We start from the raw sequence: 17,936 nt of genomic DNA, 5'->3' as shown, positions 1-17,936 counted from the left end.
CATAAGCAAGGCAAGTGTTTACGTGTTTCGAGGTGTTGGGATGGGTGAGTTGCGGCGGACGGAAGCAGGGAACGGGCCCTACGAGCGGTTGTTGCACCGGCTGGCCCTGGCGCTGGATGAAGCAGATACGGCGGTTCGTCTGCGCGACGAGGAACCGCTTGAGCTTGAGCTAAAGGGACTGACACCTGCCGAAATGGAGCTCATCCGCGCTTACCTGGATCGGGATATGCGCTGGCTGCGAGGCTGGCACGCGGCTGCCGAGGAGCTGGCGGCCATCGAGCAACTACCCGGTCGATCGCCGCGTGGCGAGAATGGGCCGCCCAAGAGCTTCGCCCTCAAACCCAAACCCATGTTCAAGCGCCGCCAGCAGCTTTGCTGCGCGATGTGCGGTACGCCCGCCATCTGGCAACGCGGCCAGGGTGTGCAGGCTTGCATGTCCTGCGGTTCGCAGCTTTTCCGGACATCCAATCCCCGCTAGTCTCCGGGCACCCTGGAGGTGCCCATGCCGATTCGTTACATCATCAAGCAATTCCTGCTGCCCCCTGGCGGCCTTCTCCTATTGCTTCTGTTTGCCTGGTGGTTGCGACGGCGAATGCCGCGTCTGTCACTGGCCTGCTTCGTCACGGGCTTTGGCGGGCTTTGGCTGATGAGTCTGCCGATCATGGTCGAGTGGTCGGCCAAGGTGCTCGAGCGCGAAGCGCCACTGGCCGAATCCGATTGGGCGCAATTGTCCGGGAAAGTGGACGCGATCGTCGTGCTGGGGGGCGGGCGCGAGCGTGATGATCCTGCCTGGGGGGCGGACCAGCCGGCCCCGATGGCCCTGGAAAGATTGCGCTACGCCGCTCGCCTGGCTCGCGCAAGTGGCTTGCCGCTGTTGACCAGTGGCGGCCTGCACTATGGAGAGCCTCCAAGCGAGGCATGGATCATGGCCGAAACCTTGCGGCGCGACTTCGGGCTGGAAGTGCGCTGGCAGGAAGGGGAGAGCCGTACCACCTGGGAAAACGCCACCCACAGCGCGAAGCTGCTCCGGGCCGACGGGATCAGCCGAGTGCTATTGGTTACCCAGGCTGCGCATATGCCGCGGGCGCGCTGGTGTTTCGAACGCGCCGGCTTCGAGGTGGTGGCGGCGCCTGTAGGCTATCTGGGGGTACCCAATGGCCGTCCGTTGGGCGGTTGGCTACCGGAAAGCAAGGCGGTCTGGCAGAGCGGGATGCTGCTCAACGAGGCCGTGGGGTTGCTGGCCTACCCGTTGGCCTACAACTAATCGCCGGACCGTTTTCCTGTAGGAGCGAGCTTGCTCGCGAACGATCGCGAGCAAGCTCGCTCCTACATGGGGGTTACACCGTCTTGGCGATCCGACTGGCCATCAGCGCCCAGGCGAAGAGCAGGCCGCAGAGAATCACCAGCGGCCAGGCGCGCCACTGCAGGTAGGGAGTCAGGCCGTGCATGGGCAGGACTTCCCCGTAGAGAACGCCTTGCTGGAACTGCGGGATGCCTTCAGTGATCTGGCCGAAGGGGTCGATCAGCACGGTCACGCCGTTGTTCGTCGCACGGATCATCCAGCGTCCTGCTTCCAGGGCGCGCATCTGCGCCATCTGCAGATGCTGCAGCGGGCCGATGGAGGTGCCGAACCAGGTGTCGTTGCTGACGGTCAGCAGGATGTCGCTCTGCGCGGCCAGGCCGGCGGCGAACTCGGGATAGACCACTTCGTAGCAGATGTAAGGTGCGATGCGGTATCCCTTGGCCATCAGCGGGCCCTGATCGGAGTCGCCGCGGGCGAAGTCGGACATCGGCAGGTCAAAGAAGGCGATCAGTCCGCGCAGCACGTCCTGCAGTGGCACGTACTCGCCGAAGGGCACCAGCTTCTGCTTGAGGTAGGTACCTTCACCTTGGCCGACCACGGTGATGCCGTTGTAGTAGCGTTTCTCGCCGCGATCATTGTTCTGGCGGATCGGGACGCCGGTGATGAGCGCGGATTGCCGATCATTGGCGAAACGGTTCATCACGCCGAGATAACCGTCGACGAACTCCTTGAGCACCGGTACTGCGGTTTCCGGCCAGATGATCAGGTCGGCCTTCTGCGAGCTGAAGGTCATGTCGCGATAAAGCGCCAGCTGGGCGTTGAGCTGCTCCGGGTCCCACTTCAGGTTCTGTTCGATGTTGCCCTGCATGGCCGCGACCTTCAGCGGCGCGCCGGCGGGCTGGGTCCAGGCGTGGCCCTTGAGTGCCAGGCCGATTACCCATGGAGCGAGCAGCAGGGCGATGCCGGTGCCCAGGAACGCCGGACGGCTGCGCAGGCGAGCCAGGTTCACCAGCAGGGCAGCGGTCAATGCCAGGGCGAAGGACACCAGCCAGACGCCGCCGATCGGTGCCAGCCCCGACAGCGGGCCGTCCAGTTGGCTGTAGCCGGCATAGAGCCACGGGAAGCCGGTGAGGAACCAGCCACGAAACGCTTCCTGGACCAGCCAGAGCGCGGCGAAGGCCAGGGTATCGGCGAGGGCGGCCTCGCTGCGGCGCAGCCAGCGCGCCCAGATTGCCGCGGGCAGGGCGAAGAACAGCGCTACGCCGGCACTGAAGCCGACGGTGAGGAACGCAGCCAGGGGTACAGAGGCCGCACCGTAGTCGTGAATGCTGACGTAGATCCAACTGGTGCCGCTCAGGAACAGGCCGAGGCCGTACCACCAGCCGCGCCAGAACGCGGCCTTGGGCGCCAGGTCGCGCAAACCCAGGTAGAAGAGGGCGAGCGACAACAGTTCAAGGGGCCAGATATCGAAGGGGGCGAAAGCCAGGGGCGTAAGGGCGCCAGCGGCCAGGGCCAGCAGGTTGCCCGGCCAGCCGGGGCGGGTGATCCAGTTCATGCTCGGTCCTTGGGCGGATGGGGAGCTGGAAGAAATCCAGAGCGAGCCTTTTGTTGCCGGCTCGGGGCGCGATTATCCACGGGCGCCCCTCCGCTGTGGAGGGGCGTGCGCGAATCAATGGGACAGCGGAGAGAGGCGCAGCAGATGGATGCGGCGGCTGTCGGCGTTGAGCACGCGGAAGCGGAACTCACCGATCTCGGTGGTTTCGTTGCGCTTGGGCAAGTGGCCGAAGGCGCCCATGACCAGGCCGCCAACGGTATCGAACTCGTCCTCGGAGAAGTCGGTTTCGAAGAACTCGTTGAAGGCATCCACCGGGGTCAGGGCCTTGACGATGAAGTCGCCGCTGGGCAGTGGCTTGATATAGCTGTCTTCCTCGACATCGTGCTCGTCCTCGATGTCGCCGACGATCTGCTCCAGCACGTCCTCGATCGTCACCAAGCCCGCCACGCCACCGTACTCGTCGATGACCACCGCCATGTGGTTGTGATTGGCGCGGAATTCGCGCAGCAGCACGTTGAGGCGCTTGGATTCGGGCACGAAGGTGGCCGGGCGCAGCAGATCCTTGATGTTGAACGGCTGGCCGTTGTCCAGGAGGATCAGCGGTAGCAGGTCCTTGGCCAGGAGAATGCCCATGACGTCATCGAGGCTTTCGCCGATGACCGGGTAGCGGGAGTGGGCGGCGTCGATGATCGCCGGGAGGAACTCCTTCGGCGTCTGGTTGGCCTTGATGCTGATCATTTGCGAGCGCGGCACCATGATGTCGCGTACTTGCAGGTCGGCGACCTGGATGGCCCCTTCGACGATCGACAGCGCTTCGCTGTCGAGCAGCTTGTTCTGGTGGGCCTCGCGCAGCAGCTCGAGGAGTTCCTGGCGGCTTTTGGGTTCATGGGCAAAGGCCTGGGTCAGCTTTTCCAGCCAGGACCTGTGCCCGTTGCTCGATCGATCTTCGCTCATATGTCCTTTGCTCGGTGCTTCTTATTGGTCTTCGTCATCGCGGTAAGGGTCGGGGTGGCCAAGTTCAGCCAGCAATTCCCGTTCCAGTGCTTCCATTTCCTCGGCTTCCTCATCCTCGATGTGATCGTAGCCGAGCAGGTGCAGGCAGCCGTGGATCACCAGGTGCGCCCAGTGAGCCTCCAGGGCCTTGCCCTGTTCGGAGGCTTCCCGGGCCACCACTGGCGCGCAGATGACCAGGTCGCCGAGCAGCGGGATATCCAGCAACTCGTCCGGCACGTCCGCAGGGAAGGAGAGTACGTTGGTAGCGTAGTCCTTGTGGCGCCAGGTGCGATTGAGTTCGCGCCCCTCGGGCTCGTCCACCAGTCGGATGGTCAGTTCGGAATCGGCGCTGCGTTGGCGCAGGGCCAGTTCGCACCAGCGACGGAAATCCACCTCGCTCGGCAGGCCCTGGGCCTCGCTTGCGAGTTGCAGGTCGAGTTCAAGCATTGTCGTCTATAGCGCCCGGATCGTTGTCGGCTGGTTTGGTCTTGGCAGGCTGCTGACGGCTGTCGAAGCGGTCATAGGCTTCCACGATGCGCTGGACCAGCGGATGGCGCACCACGTCCTGGGACTTGAAGTGGGTGAAGCTGATTCCCGGCACGTCACGCAGCACATCGATCACATGGGTCAGGCCGGACTTCGTGCCGCGCGGCAGGTCGATCTGGGTGATGTCACCAGTGATGACAGCGGTGGAGCCGAAACCAATACGGGTCAGGAACATCTTCATCTGCTCGAGGGTAGTGTTCTGACTCTCGTCGAGAATGATGAAGCTGTTGTTAAGGGTGCGACCGCGCATGTAGGCCAACGGTGCGACCTCGATCACCTGCTTCTCGATCAGCTTGGCCACGTGGTCGAAGCCGAGCATCTCGTAAAGGGCGTCGTAGAGTGGGCGCAGATAAGGGTCGATCTTCTGGGAAAGGTCGCCGGGGAGGAAGCCGAGCTTCTCGCCAGCCTCGACCGCCGGACGCACCAGCAGGATACGGCGGATTTGCTCGCGCTCCAGGGCGTCCACGGCGCAGGCCACGGCCAGGTAGGTCTTGCCGGTACCGGCCGGTCCGATGCCGAAGTTGATGTCGTGATCGAGGATCGACTTCACGTAGCGCTGCTGGTTGGCGCCGCGTGGACGAATGTTGCCCTTGCGGGTGCGCAGGCTCACAGCCTCGGTCTTGGGATTGGCCGCCTCTTCCATGCCGGTTTCGCGCAGGAAGAGGTGCACCATGTCGGGCGACAGCTCGATGGCCTCGGTTTCGCGATAGAGGCGGCGCAGGAGATTTTCCGTAGCGCGGGTGCGTTGAGGGTCGCCGACCAGTTCGAACTGGTTACCGCGATTGCGGATTTCGATGTCCATGCGTTGTTCGATCAAGCGCAGGTGCTCGTCGAATTGGCCGCACAGATTGGCGAAGCGGCGGGCTTCAAAAGGTTCCAGGGTGAAGCGGTGCAGATCCAGGGAGGCGTTCAATGTCGTGTGTTCGCCCTTGGGCGGTAGGAGTGGGATGACATGCAGAATAACCCCGAGGGCCCGGCTGGAAAAGCACGGGCCCCACGGTCTATCAGTGCGGGCTTTCTTCGAGCAGGCTGCCGCGCAGGGAATGGGGCAGGGCATCGTCGATGTGGACATCGACGAACTGGCCGATCAGGCGCGGGTTGGCGCTGCGGAAGTTGACGATGCGATTGTTCTCCGTGCGGCCCTGGAGCATGCCCGGGTCCTTCTTGGAGAAGTCGCTGACGAGGATGCGCTGGACGTTGCCGACCATTCGTCGGCTGATTTCGTAGCCCTGCTGGTGAATGCGCGTCTGCAGGATCTGCAGGCGCTGTTTCTTCACGTCTTCCGGTGTGTCGTCTAGCAGATCGGCTGCGGGGGTGCCGGGGCGCGAGCTGTAGATGAAGGAGAAGGAGAAGTCGAAGCCGACTTCTTCCACCAGCTTCATGGTGGCCTCGAAATCCTTGTCGGTCTCGCCGGGGAAACCAACGATGAAGTCCGAGCTGATGCAGATGTCCGGCACCGCCGCCTTCAGCTTGCGGATGCGTGACTTGTATTCCAGTGTGGTGTGATTGCGCTTCATGGCCGCGAGGATGCGATCGGAGCCCGCCTGCACTGGCAAGTGGACAAACTTCACCAGTTCCGGCACTTCTGCGTGGGCCTGGATCAGCGCGTCGGAGAACTCCAGCGGGTGCGAAGTGGTGTAGCGAATGCGCTCGATACCATCGACGGCGGCCACCACACGGATCAGCTCGGCGAAGTCGGCGATGCGGCCATCATGAGTCAGACCGCGGTAGCCGTTGACGTTCTGGCCCAGCAGGGTTATTTCACGCACGCCGTTCTCTGCCAGGTGGATGACTTCGGCCAGTACGTCGTCAAACGGACGGCTGACTTCCTCGCCGCGGGTGTAGGGCACCACACAGAAAGTGCAGTACTTGCTGCAGCCTTCCATGATCGAGACGAACGCACTGGGGCCATCGACGCGGGGTTCGGGCAGTCGGTCGAACTTCTCGATTTCCGGGAAGCTGATGTCCACCTGGGGTTTGCGGGTGACGCGTGCGGCGTCGATCATTTCCGGCAATCGGTGCAACGTTTGCGGGCCAAACACGACGTCCACATAGGGTGCGCGCTCACGGATGGCGGCACCTTCCTGGCTGGCTACGCAGCCACCCACGCCGATGACCAGCTCCGGGTTCTGCCGCTTCAACTCACGCCACTGGCCAAGTTTCGAGAACACCTTCTCCTGCGCCTTCTCGCGGATCGAGCAGGTGTTGAGCAGAATCACGTCGGCTTCTTCGGCGTGTTCGGTGACTTCCAGCGCCTGATGTTCGCCGAGCAGATCGACCATGCGCGAACTGTCGTACTCGTTCATCTGGCAGCCGTGGGTTTCGATGTAGAGCTTCTTGGCCATGCGCTTTTGAATCAGGTGGTTCGAAGAACCGAGCATTATAATCGCCATGCCCCTTGTGTTCCTAGCGCCGGCTGCTTGGCGGCTATGCTATGATCTGCGCCCCCGAAATTCCCCCGCGACGACCCGCCGACTTCTCATGAGCAAGCCCGCCCCCATCTACAAGGTGATCTTCCTGAACCAGGGCCAGGTGTACGAGATGTACGCCAAGCAGATCTACCAGAGCGATCTATGGGGATTCCTGGAAGTGGAGGAGTTCGTCTTCGGCGAGCGCACCCAGGTGGTGGTCGATCCCAGCGAGGAGAAGCTCAAGGCCCAGTTCGAAGGCGTGGTCCGCAGTTTCCTGCCGATGCACTCGATCATCCGAATCGACGAAGTGGAGCGCCTTGGCACGCCGAAGATCAGCGAGGCGAAAGGGGGTGGCAACGTGATGCCATTCCCCATGCCAATGCCGGAGAAGTAGGGCGGATAGTCCTGATTGCTGCCTCAGCTCCGGGCTCAGGGAAGAGGCGAGAAGGGCGAGCCGCCGTCAGCGGCCTGTAGTTCCAGCAGGTAGTTGCGGAAGATCTGTCCCAGCACCTGCGTCGCGATTTCCAGCTCGTCAGTACGCATCTGCGCGGCCACCAGGTCGGCACTGTCCATGGCTTCGTCCGAACCGTTCACCGCTGCCATCTTGAGCACGATGTAGGCCTGCACATTGTTGGCCGGTACCCCTTCTCCCCGGAAGAACATGTTGCCCAGACGCAGTTGGGCTTGTGCGTGCCCCTTGAGGGAAGCCTGTTCGAACCACTGCAGGGACTGGGCGAGGTCGCGCGGGGTGCGTTTGCCGTCGTAATAGAACTCGCCGAGCTCGTACTGCGCTTCGGCGTCGCCGCCCTTGGCGGCCTGCTGGCAGGCGGAAATGGCTTCCGAAAGGTTTTCCGGCAGGCTGTTCAGATTGCAGCGCCCGGTGGCTGGGATCAGCAGGGAGTTACCGCCGGCATTGGCCAGCAGTGGTTGGAAAAGCAACAGGCAGCCCAAGATCAGGGTGCGGCCGGTGCGGTTCATGGGGATCACAGTGCCTCGGAAGCAGTGCGGGCATCATGCCCGGCCGGCGAGAAACGCGCCAACGGTCACATTATGAAATAAGCGAGGGCGATCTTACAAAGCCTTTACTTTGTTTGCGCTTGGCACTGTGTCGCGAAACTGCAGGAGCAACCACGTCATCAGCGGATAGGCGGGCGTGAGCAGGGCGTGGAACAGGTCGACCCGGCGTAAAGAACCCATGAAGCCTTCGGTCCCCACCAGCAATCCGGCTACCAGGAACAAACCGACGATGGCGAGCGCTGCCAGCGCTGGCGAGGCCCGCTGCGGCAGCCTGCCAAGGCCCGCTAGAAGGATCAGGGCGAAAGCCGCGAAACTGAGCAGCAGACGATACTCGGCAAGCAACCCAGCTCTCCGGGCCAGTTCGAACACCACGCACAGACCGATCACCAGGCGCCCCCAGAAGGCCCGGCTCCAGGTCGCGCTGCGGGACAAGGCGAAGATCGCCAGTGCGACCAGCGGTAAGGCGAGGAAGGTCCCAGCCTGGCTGAGCAGGCTGTGAGCCTCGCGCCAGGACGGATCGACGGAGAAGCGCACCACCCCGCATAGGGCTGCTGCGGCCGGGATCAGCAACCCGAGCAGGGCGCAGAACCAAGCCGGCCGCTCCGTCTCGGCGAACCCCTTGCCCAGCTGGCTCAGCGCAATGACGCTGGACAGGCAAGCGAAGGCGAGTACGCCGTCGGAAAGGGCGGTGCTGTATTGCATCAGGCCTGTTTCAGTTTGGCGAAGGCGCGCTCAGCGGCGTCCAGGGTAATGGCCAGTTCCTTGTCACCGTGGGCAATGGAGGTGAAGCCCGCTTCAAAGGCGCTCGGTGCCAGGTAGACGCCGCCATCCAGCATCAGGTGGAAGAAGCGCTTGAAGCGCTCGGCATCGCTGGTCATCACGTCCTGGAAGGTGACGATATCGTCAGCGCCACTGAAGTAGAGGCCGAACATGCCGCCTGCCTGGGTGGTGACGAAGGGAATGCCGGCAGCATCGGCGCGCTGCTGCAGACCGTCGAGCATGCGGGTGGTGTAGTCGGTCAGCTCAGCGTGGAAGCCGGGGCGGCTGATCAGCTTCAGGGTGGTCAGGCCGGCGGCCATGGCCAGTGGGTTTCCGGACAGCGTGCCGGCCTGGTAGACCGGGCCCAGCGGGGCGATGTGAGACATGATCTCGCGCTTGCCGCCAAAGCAGCCGACCGGCATGCCGCCACCGATGATCTTGCCGAAGGTGGACAGGTCCGGAGTGATGCCGTAGTGGGCCTGGGCGCCGCCGAGGGCGACGCGGAAGCCGGTCATCACTTCGTCGAAGATCAGCACCACGCTGTGCTTGTCGCACAGGCTGCGCAGGCCTTCGAGGAAGCCCGGCGCCGGCGGTACGCAGTTCATGTTGCCGGCAACCGGCTCGACGATGATGCAGGCGACTTCGTTGCCCACGTCGGCGAGGGTCTTCTCAACGGCGTCGATGTCGTTGAACGGCAGGGTCAGGGTGTGCTGGGCGAATGCCGCGGGCACGCCGGGGGAACTCGGTACGCCCAGGGTCAGGGCGCCGGAACCGGCTTTCACCAACAGGGAGTCGGAGTGGCCGTGGTAGCAGCCTTCGAACTTGATGATGCTGTCGCGGCCGGTGAAGCCACGGGCCAGGCGAATGGCGCTCATTGTGGCTTCAGTGCCGGAGCTGACCATGCGCACCATCTCCATGGACGGCACGAGGGAGCAGACGAGGTCGGCCATTTCCACTTCCAGCGCAGTCGGCGCGCCGTAGGACAGGCCGTGCTCCAGTTGCTTGCGTACCGCACCCAGCACGTCCGGGTGGCTGTGGCCAAGGATCATCGGGCCCCAGGAACCGACGTAGTCCACGTAGCGCTTGTCATCCTCGTCCGTCACGTAGGCGCCTTCCGCGTGCTTGAAGAACAGCGGCGTACCGCCGACGCTCTTGAAGGCGCGGACCGGCGAGTTGACGCCGCCGGGGATGTGTTTCTGGGCGTTGGCGAACAGGGTTTCGGAACGGGACATGGCAGGTCTCTCTTTCAAGCGAATTCGGGGTCAGGCGGCGTCGAACAGGGCGCTGAAGGCACGTGCTCGGCGTTCCACCTCGGTGGCGGAATCGGCACCGAACAGCGCGTGGATCACCGCAACCATGCTGGCGCCGCGGGTGATCAGCTCGGGGGCATTTTCCAGGGTCACGCCGCCAATGGCGACGATCGGAGCCTGGAAGCGCTGCCGCGCCTGGTCCAGCAGGTCCAGGGTGGCGGCGGGTGCGCCCGGCTTGGTCTGGGAATTGTAGAAGCGGCCGAAGGCGATATAGCTGGCGCCTTCTCTCACTGCGGTTGCTGCCAGGTCGAGACTGGCGTGGCACGTGCCGCCGATGATGGCCTGACGACCCAGCAGCGCGCGGGCTGCGGCCAGGGAGCCGTCGCCCTGGCCAAGGTGCAGGCCGACACCCAGGCGTGCGGCCAGTTCGGCGTCATCGTTGATGATCAGTTGGGCGCCGTAGCGGGTGCACAACTCGCCAAGGGCTTCGGCTTCGCGCAGGCGTCGAGTCTCGTCGCTGGACTTGTCGCGGTATTGAAGCAGCTTGGCGCCGCCCTTCAGGGCCGCTTCGACGTAGGGCAGCAACTTGCCGCCGGCCAGCAGCTGGCTGTCGGTGATGGCATAGAGGCCGCGCAGTTTCATTGGCAGAAGTCCAGCGGCAGGCGGCGTGGCACGTACTGGCCGTGGCCGGGTTGTTCTGCGTCGCGCAAGGTGCGCCAAGTGTAGTCGAGGGCGCTGCGTACCGCGCTGGACAGTTCCTCGCCCAGGGCAAGGCGACCGGACAGGGCGCTCGCCAAGGTGCAGCCCGAACCGTGGTAGCTGCCGGGCAAGCGCTGGCAGGTATAGGTAAGGCACCGGCCGTCCTGGGTGTAGAGGCGGTTGTGCACTTCGGTCTCGTCGCCGTGGCCGCCTGTGATCAGCAGGTTGCGGCAGAAAGGCAGGAGTTTCTCGGCGCACTCGTCCGGGGTGCCTTCGGGCAGCTCGGCGAGGATGCGCGCTTCCGGCAGGTTCGGAGTGGCGATGGCTGCTATCGGGAGCAGGCGCTCGCGGATCGCGTAACCCACTTCGTCCTTGCCCAGGGCGCCGCCACCGCCGGCACGCAGTACCGGGTCGCAGACCAGCGGTATGCCCGGCAGGGACTGCATGATCTCCAGGACCGTCTCGACCATCTGCACCGAGCCGAGCATGCCCAGCTTGACGGCAGCCACCGGCAGGTCGGCGATCACGGCATTGGCCTGGGCCAGCACCCATTCGCGGTCGAGGACGCGGAAGTCGGAAACGTTGACGGTATCCTGCACGGTCAGGGCTGTCACCGCCGGGGCGGCGTGACAGCCCTGTGCGATCAGGGCTTCGATATCCGCCTGAAGGCCGGCGCCACCACTTGGGTCGTGGCCGGAAAGGCAGAGGACTACGGGGCGAGAGTTGGTCGTTTTCATGGTCGGCGAGCTTACCACTAAACACTTCGCCGGGCCGCACCGGCGGCGCTATGCCTCAGGGAGTGCGCGTATGGCTTTGTTGGTGCAGCTGAAAGTACCGAGATAGAGCTGTCTGACTGTGATGGCAATGTGCAGCTTTCAGCCGCCTTGCGCTGTGCTAGAGTGCACTTTTCGAACAACCTGGCCCAGGGTGGCGCGTCGGATAAGGAGGTGGGGCTCCCGGACGCGGTCAGTAGGCCATTGCGGGGCTGCATGCGTATCCTCTTTTTCCTCTGCCTTTGCCTGTTCGCCGGCCTGGCCAATGCCGTGCAATTCGACGAGCAGTTGCGCAGTCTCCCGCTGGGCCAGCACATGGACGTGTTCGAAGACGTTCGTGGCGATGCCAAGATTGACGACATCACGTCCCCCGCTCTGGACAGCAGCTTCCGCCGCCATGAGAAGCCTGTGCTCAATGCCGGGTATTCACACTCGGTCTTCTGGTTGCGTATCGACCTGGACTACCGACCGCATGCGGGGCGTGACCAACAGAACTGGTTGCTGGAGCTGGCCTATCCGCCGCTGGACCACCTGGACCTCTACCTTCCGGACGACCAGGGCGGCTACCGTCTCGCCCAGCGCACCGGTGACGCGCTGCCGTTCGATAGCCGGCAGATCAGGCAGAACAACTACGTCTTCAGCATTCCCCTGAAACCTGACCAACCCAGACGCATTTACATGCGCCTGCAGAGCGAAGGCTCTATCCAGGCACCGTTGACGCTCTGGTCGCCCCAGGCCTTCGTCGAAGAGCAGCCGGAACGTATCTATGTGCTCGGCATCATCTACGGCGTGCTGCTGGTGATGCTCTTCTACAACCTGTTCATCTATCTCAGCGTTCGCGACACCAGCTACCTCTATTACATCCTTTATATAGGCTCGTTCGGGCTCTACCAGATATCCGTCAATGGTGCGGGCATCCAGTACTTCTGGCCGGACAATCCCTGGTGGGCCAATGCGGCGACCCCCTTCCTGATTGGTTCGGCGGCGCTGTTCGGCTGCCAGTTCGCGCGCAGCTTCCTGCACACGGCTGACCACAGTCCCTGGGTCGACCGGGCGCTGCTCGCGCTGATGGCCCTGGGCGGACTTGCGATGGTCCTGGCGCTGACCGCCAGCTACGGCCTGGCCCTGCGTCTGGCCACATCCCTGGCGCTGATCTTCACCGTGGTGATCTTCTCTGCCGGCGTGCTGGCCTGGCTGCGCGGTATGCGCGTAGCGCGCTATTTCATCATCGCCTGGAGTGCGTTCCTCCTCGGCGGCGCCATCAACACCCTCATGGTGCTGGGTTATCTGCCCAACGCCTTCTTCACCATGTACGCCAGCCAAATTGGTTCGGCGCTGGAAGTGGGGCTGCTGTCCCTCGCCCTGGCCGACCGTATCAATGCCATGAAAGAAGAACGCACGCGCATCCTCCAGGACGCCGGCCGCAAGCTGGAGGCGCTGAACCAGGAACTGGCCAACAGCAACCGATTGAAGGATGAGTTCCTCGCCACGGTCACCCATGAGCTGCGCACGCCGATGAATGGCGTCATCGGCTCCCTGGAGCTGATGCAGACGCTGCCGTTGCACGAAGAACTCGAGCAGTATCAACGCACCGCTTCCGGCTCGGCGCGGGACATGATGCGCTTGGTCAACGACATCCTCGCCATGACCGAACTGCAGGCCGGCAAGCTCTACCCGCGACGCGAACCGTTCAGCCTGCGCGGGCTGATGGACAGCCTGCGGGTGCAGTACGGCCTGCGCGCGGTGGAAAAAGGGCTGGTCTTCGAGCTGGATCTCGATCACCGGCTCCCGGATACCCTCGAAGGCGACGCCGGCAAGCTTGGCCAGGCCCTGGGCTATCTGTTGGACAACGCCATCAAGTTCACCAGCCGCGGTAGCGTTGGTTTGCGAGTCAGCGGTCATGAGTCGGCCGACGGCGATCTGGCATTGCACATCGACGTCATGGATACCGGCATCGGTTTTTCCACCCCGCCGGATGGCCTGATCTACCGGCGTTTCTACCAACTCGATGGCTCCTTGACCCGTGAGTACGGCGGACTCGGAATCGGCCTCGCCCTGAGCCAGCAACTGGTGACGCTCCTCGGCGGCAAGCTTTCTCATCAGTCTCAACCCGGACGCGGCAGCACCTTCAGCCTGGAACTGAACCTTTCATTGCCGGCTCAGAGCCAGGTCCTGCCTGCGCGACGCCCTGGCGGCCAGCCGCTGCGCAGGCCGGAGCAGTGCACCGTACTGGTGGTGGAGGACAACGCCATCAACCAGTTGGTGACCCGCGGCATGCTGCTCAAGCTTGGCTATCGTGTGCTCACCGCGGACAACGGCGCCGAAGCGCTGGAACAGATTCGCCGTGAATCCGTCGATGCCGTGCTGTTGGACTGCCAGATGCCGGTGATGGATGGCTTCGCCACCTGCCGGGCCCTGCGCGCCATGCCGGGGTGCACCGACCTGCCAGTGCTGGCGATTACCGCGCACAGTCACAGTGGCGACCGCGAGCGCTGCCTGGCCGCCGGGATGAGCGACTACATGGCCAAACCGGTCAAGTTCGAGGAACTGCGCTCTCTGCTCCACGACTGGCTGCTATGCAAGCCGGTCGAGACTGCAAAGTCGCTCGGTTGACTCGGCAAGAGCACGGCATTTATGTCACCAATCGCGGCATTTCTCCCACTTCCTGCAAGGTCTGAATCCTGATTCACTGAAAGAAGTGAATCAGGATTCAGATCATGGCCTATCGCACCACCACATCCCGAATCGACCGTGACCAGGCGCTACGCGGCCGCATCCTGGCCTGCGCCCATGCGCGGGTGGTGGAGGGCGGTTTTGCGGCATTGACCATGCAGGCGCTGGCCGAGGACGTGGGCATTGCCACCGGCAGCCTTTACCGGCACTTCTCCAACAAGGGCGAGCTGGCCGCAGAGGTCTTCGCCCAGGCGAGCCAGGTGGAAGTGGACAGCCTCGCCGTGGTGCTGCGTGGCGAAGGCTCGGCCGCGGATCGGTTGGCGCACGGGCTGCGCCAGTTCGCTGCGCGAGCCTGGCATAGCCGGCGACTGGCTTTCGCGCTGATCGCTGAACCGGTGGACCCCGAAGTGGACGAACAGCGCCTGCTCTATCGCGAGGCCTATGCCGATCTGTTCTGCCAATTGTTGGAGGAAGGCCTGGCGCGTGGTGAATTCCAGGTGCCCTCGATTCCTCTCACTGCAGCCTGCCTGGTTGGCGCCATCGCCGAATCACTGGTTGGTCCGTTGTCGCCCCCGGGGCGCGCGATGCGCGACGCCGGTCATGATTCGGACGATCTCGAGACCGTCTGCGCCAACCTCGTTACCTTCTGCCTGCGCGCCCTGGGCGCCAGCCAACCTGTCCAGGAGAACCTGCGATGAGCCTGCACGAATTCGCCGAAACCCACGAAGTCTTCAACCAGGTACCGCCGCTGGATGGCGCCAACCTCTATCGCGTCGACCTGCCGCTGCAGGAGTGGGTCCGCCGCTACCAGGGTGGCTGGGCCGAAGAGCGCCTCGATGCCTATGGCGCCCTGGCCGGAGGTCCGCTGATGAGCGCGGGATTCCTCGCCAACGAGAACAAACCGGTGTTCAAGAGCCATGATCGCTACGGGCACCGTGTGGACCTGGTGGAGTTCCACCCGGCCTACCACGAGCTGATGCGCGCCTCCATCGAGCATGGCATCCCCTCGATGCCCTGGACCGACCCGCGCGCCGGCGCCCAGGTTGCCCGTGCCGGCTTGAGTTACCTTCACAGCCAGGCCGAAGCCGGCACCGGCTGCCCGTTGACCATGACCTTCGCCAGTGTGCCCGCGCTGCGACTGCAGCCGGAAATCGCCGAGCAGTGGCTGCCGAAGATCCTTTCCCGTGAGTACGACCCGCGCAACTTGCCCATGGAGCAGAAGGCCGGCGTCACCATCGGCATGGCCATGACCGAGAAACAGGGGGGCACCGACGTTCGTGCCAACACGACCCGCGCCCATCCCGTGGGCATCCCCGGGCCTGGCCAGGCATACGAACTCGTGGGCCACAAGTGGTTCTGCTCGGCACCCATGTGTGATGCCTTCCTTACCCTGGCCTACACCGACAAGGGCCTGTCCTGCTTCCTGCTGCCGCGCCACCGGCCGGACGGCAGCCGCAACGAGTTCTACATCCAGCGGCTGAAGAACAAGCTGGGTAACTGGTCCAACGCCTCCAGCGAGGTGGAGTACCGTGGTGCCCTGGCCTGGATGGTGGGCGAGGAGGGGCGTGGCGTGCCGACCATCATCGAGATGGTGTCCCTGACCCGCTTCGACTGCATGATCGGTTCCAGCGCCCTGATGCGTCAGGCACTGACCCAGGCCGCGCACCACTGCGCCTACCGCAAGGTCGGTGGCCGCGTGCTGGCCGAGCAGCCACTTATGCAGAACGTGTTGGCCGACCTGGCCCTGGAAAGCGAAGCCGCGCTGGCCCTGACCATGCGCATGGGGCGCGCCCTGGACAAGGTCCACGACGAGCAGGAAGACAAGTTCGCCCGACTGGTGACCGCCGTGGGCAAGTACTGGATCTGCAAACGGGCGCCCGCGATGATCAACGAGGCCGCCGAGTGCCTGGGTGGTGCAGGCTACGTGGAGGACACCATCCTGCCGCGTTTGTACCGCGAAGCGCCGGTGAACTCGACCTGGGAAGGCTCCGGCAACGTGCAGTGCCTGGACGTGCTGCGTGCCCTGTCCAAGGAGCCGGGCGTGCTCGATGCACTCTTCGCCGAACTGGGGAATGGTCATGGCGATGCGCGCCTGGCGTCCTTCATCGGCAAGCTGAAGAAGGGCTTTGCCGACACCGCTGACATCCAGTATCGGGCCCGCCAGCTGACCGAAGACGTGGCCGTGGCCTTGCAGGCCAAGCTGCTCCTGGAAGCCGGCAATGCCACGGTTGCCGATGCCTTCATCGGTAGTCGTCTGGGCGAGCATGGGCGTGTCTATGGCACGTTGCCTCGCGGTGCCGACGTCGAGGCCCTGGTAGCTCGATCGACGCCTCACCTGGCGTGATCTGCGGCTTGGCCATCCGCTCTTGCAGCGGGTGGCGGCTGCGGCGCGGCATCCTGCCGAATCGTTCTATGCCTTTATCTGTCCAAGCAGGCAAGATAGGTCCAGAGCGAATAGACAGGATGCCGACCGTGAGCCTCGAACCGAACGATTTTGTGATTGCCGAAACCGCCGAGGAAGCCGTTGACCGCCTCTCCGAGCTGCACAGGCAGGCCACTGGTGCCCTTAGTCAGGCGTTGAAACACTACATCAAGGAACGCGTCGAGCCGAATGCCGCGCAGCGTGCGTCGTTCCGCTATCCGTTGCTGCGCATCACGTACCGCTGCCAGGGCGAAGTCCCTTCCACGACCCGCGCCTTCGCCAAGATCCAGGTACCGGGCAACTACAGTGTCACCGTCACCCACCCGGACGCCTTCCGCACCTATCTCCTTGAACAACTGCGACCGCTGATGCACGACTTCACCGTGCAGGTGGAAGTGGGTACCAGCCAGCAGAACATCCCGTATCCCTATGTAGTGGAGCATGGTGATGAGCTGGCAGGGTCCGGTGTGACCGCCGCCGAACTGGCGCGGGTCTTCCCCAGTACGGACCTTTCTGCCGCTACCGATGGCGTGGCCGACGGACTCTACGATTGGGAGAACACCGATCCGCTGCCGCTGGCCCTGTTCGACGCAGCGCGGGTGGACTTCTCCCTTCGCCGACTGGTGCATTACACCGGCAGCGATTGGCGGCACGTTCAGCCGTGGATCCTGCTGACCAACTATCACCGCTACGTCGACCAGTTCATCCGTCATGGCATCGACCAGCTGCGAGAGGATCCACGCTTCGTGCGCATGGTCCTGCCGGGCAATGTGGTGGTGGAGCGCGACATGGACGAAGGCGAGATGCAGGCCATCGTCGACGGCGTGGTCTGGCACCGTTACCAGATGCCGGCCTACCACCTCATCGCCAACGACGGCCATGGCGTAACCCTGGTGAATATCGGCGTCGGTCCGTCCAACGCTAAGAACATCACCGACCACCTGGCCGTACTGCGTCCGCACTGCTGGCTAATGATCGGCCACTGTGGCGGGCTGCGGCAGTCGCAGACCATCGGTGACTATGTGCTGGCCCATGCCTACATGCGTCGCGACGGCATTCTCGACCGCGTGCTGCCGCCCAACATCCCGTTGCCGGCGCTGGCCGAAGTGCAGCAGGCGTTGCAGGAGGCGGCGGCGCAGGTCACTGGCGAGCGCGGCGAAGACCTCAAGCGCCGCCTGCGTACCGGCACCGTACTCACCTACGACGACCGCAACTGGGAGCTGCGTTGGGCCCAGGAACGGCCGCTGATCAACCTGTCACGGGCGGTTGCCGTGGACATGGAAAGCGGCACGGTTGCGGCCCAGGGCTACCGCCTGCGGGTGCCTTACGGAACCTTGCTGTGCGTTTCCGACAAACCGCTGCATAGCGAGATCAAGCTGCCCGGTTCGGCCAGCGCCTTCTACCAGCGCGCCGTCAGCCAGCACCTGCGCATCGGCATTGCCGCACTCGACCTGCTGCGTACCCAGCTCAACTCACTGCACTCGCGCAAGCTGCGCAGCTTCGACGAGCCGCCGTTCCGCTAAAGATCGACAAGC

17 protein-coding genes are annotated in these 17,936 nt (G+C 63.9%); 7 read left to right on the top strand and 10 right to left on the bottom strand.

Translation table 11 applies throughout. The features are described from left to right. Positions 1–40: 40 nt before the first annotated feature. Together D6Z43_RS15895 and D6Z43_RS15890 are read left to right on the top strand one after the other, a co-directional pair. Positions 41–478, top strand: coding sequence for a hypothetical protein (locus D6Z43_RS15895; protein ID WP_120653113.1), 438 nt, complete (start codon positions 41–43; stop codon positions 476–478). Positions 479–502: 24 nt separating this feature from the next. After that, positions 503–1,264 (top strand): YdcF family protein, encoded by a 762-nt coding sequence (locus D6Z43_RS15890; RefSeq protein ID WP_120653112.1) that lies wholly within the window; start codon positions 503–505, stop codon positions 1,262–1,264. Positions 1,265–1,337: 73 nt separating this feature from the next. Here the strand turns inward: D6Z43_RS15890 and lnt are convergent, their stop codons facing one another. The 5 genes from lnt to miaB form a co-directional block, all read right to left on the bottom strand. Beyond that, complete coding sequence (gene lnt / locus D6Z43_RS15885; RefSeq protein WP_120653111.1) at positions 1,338–2,858, bottom strand: apolipoprotein N-acyltransferase; 1,521 nt, start codon at positions 2,856–2,858, stop codon at positions 1,338–1,340. Positions 2,859–2,972: 114 nt separating this feature from the next. After that, positions 2,973–3,812: an HlyC/CorC family transporter gene (locus D6Z43_RS15880; protein ID WP_120653110.1), complete on the bottom strand. Its 840-nt coding sequence runs from the start codon at positions 3,810–3,812 to the stop codon at positions 2,973–2,975. A 21-nt stretch (positions 3,813–3,833) separates the two neighbouring features. Next, positions 3,834–4,298: an rRNA maturation RNase YbeY gene (gene ybeY, locus D6Z43_RS15875; protein WP_120653109.1), complete on the bottom strand. Its 465-nt coding sequence runs from the start codon at positions 4,296–4,298 to the stop codon at positions 3,834–3,836. Next, entirely contained in the window at positions 4,291–5,310 is a 1,020-nt protein-coding gene (locus D6Z43_RS15870; RefSeq protein WP_120653108.1) for a PhoH family protein, read from the bottom strand. Before D6Z43_RS15870 ends, ybeY begins: the two co-directional genes overlap by 8 nt. 91 nt (positions 5,311–5,401) lie before the next feature. After that, complete coding sequence (gene miaB, locus D6Z43_RS15865) at positions 5,402–6,742, bottom strand: tRNA (N6-isopentenyl adenosine(37)-C2)-methylthiotransferase MiaB (protein WP_120655283.1); 1,341 nt, start codon at positions 6,740–6,742, stop codon at positions 5,402–5,404. A gap of 136 nt (positions 6,743–6,878) precedes the next feature. Here miaB and D6Z43_RS15860 point away from each other — a divergent pair, with 136 nt between their 5' ends. Further along, positions 6,879–7,202 carry a DUF1820 family protein gene (locus D6Z43_RS15860; RefSeq protein WP_120653107.1) on the top strand — a complete coding sequence of 108 codons (324 nt, stop codon included), beginning with the start codon at positions 6,879–6,881 and terminating at the stop codon, positions 7,200–7,202. Positions 7,203–7,237: 35 nt separating this feature from the next. Here the strand turns inward: D6Z43_RS15860 and D6Z43_RS15855 are convergent, their stop codons facing one another. The 5 genes from D6Z43_RS15855 to D6Z43_RS15835 form a co-directional block, all read right to left on the bottom strand. Further along, positions 7,238–7,786 carry a tetratricopeptide repeat protein gene (locus tag D6Z43_RS15855; RefSeq protein ID WP_120653106.1) on the bottom strand — a complete coding sequence of 183 codons (549 nt, stop codon included), beginning with the start codon at positions 7,784–7,786 and terminating at the stop codon, positions 7,238–7,240. A gap of 93 nt (positions 7,787–7,879) precedes the next feature. Beyond that, positions 7,880–8,527, bottom strand: a complete 648-nt coding sequence (locus tag D6Z43_RS15850) for a hypothetical protein (protein ID WP_120653105.1) — start codon at positions 8,525–8,527, stop codon at positions 7,880–7,882. Next, a complete protein-coding gene (gene hemL, locus D6Z43_RS15845; RefSeq protein WP_120653104.1) occupies positions 8,527–9,816 on the bottom strand; it encodes a glutamate-1-semialdehyde 2,1-aminomutase in 1,290 nt (429 codons plus the stop codon). The genes D6Z43_RS15850 and hemL overlap by 1 nt, the downstream gene beginning before the upstream one ends. A gap of 30 nt (positions 9,817–9,846) precedes the next feature. Then, positions 9,847–10,476, bottom strand: a complete 630-nt coding sequence (thiE, locus tag D6Z43_RS15840; protein ID WP_120653103.1) for a thiamine phosphate synthase — start codon at positions 10,474–10,476, stop codon at positions 9,847–9,849. Continuing rightward, positions 10,473–11,270: a hydroxymethylpyrimidine/phosphomethylpyrimidine kinase gene (locus D6Z43_RS15835; RefSeq protein WP_120653102.1), complete on the bottom strand. Its 798-nt coding sequence runs from the start codon at positions 11,268–11,270 to the stop codon at positions 10,473–10,475. The genes thiE and D6Z43_RS15835 overlap by 4 nt, the downstream gene beginning before the upstream one ends. 252 nt (positions 11,271–11,522) lie before the next feature. Between D6Z43_RS15835 and D6Z43_RS15830 the strand changes: the two genes are divergently transcribed. The 4 genes from D6Z43_RS15830 to amn all read left to right on the top strand — a co-directional run bounded on the left by D6Z43_RS15830 (position 11,523) and on the right by amn (position 17,924). Next, positions 11,523–13,919 (top strand): hybrid sensor histidine kinase/response regulator, encoded by a 2,397-nt coding sequence (locus tag D6Z43_RS15830; RefSeq protein ID WP_120653101.1) that lies wholly within the window; start codon positions 11,523–11,525, stop codon positions 13,917–13,919. A 104-nt stretch (positions 13,920–14,023) separates the two neighbouring features. Next, positions 14,024–14,677 (top strand): TetR/AcrR family transcriptional regulator, encoded by a 654-nt coding sequence (locus D6Z43_RS15825; RefSeq protein ID WP_120653100.1) that lies wholly within the window; start codon positions 14,024–14,026, stop codon positions 14,675–14,677. Beyond that, positions 14,674–16,323, top strand: coding sequence for an acyl-CoA dehydrogenase family protein (locus tag D6Z43_RS15820; RefSeq protein ID WP_120653099.1), 1,650 nt, complete (start codon positions 14,674–14,676; stop codon positions 16,321–16,323). Before D6Z43_RS15825 ends, D6Z43_RS15820 begins: the two co-directional genes overlap by 4 nt. Before the next feature lie 119 nt (positions 16,324–16,442). Beyond that, a complete protein-coding gene (amn, locus tag D6Z43_RS15815) occupies positions 16,443–17,924 on the top strand; it encodes an AMP nucleosidase (RefSeq protein ID WP_120653098.1) in 1,482 nt (493 codons plus the stop codon). Positions 17,925–17,936: the final 12 nt, after the last annotated feature.

Source organism: Pseudomonas sp. DY-1 (genome assembly GCF_003626975.1).
Lineage (GTDB): Bacteria > Pseudomonadota > Gammaproteobacteria > Pseudomonadales > Pseudomonadaceae > Metapseudomonas.
Note: the sequence above shows the minus strand (reverse complement) of the source record. Positions and strands in the feature narration are given on the sequence as shown.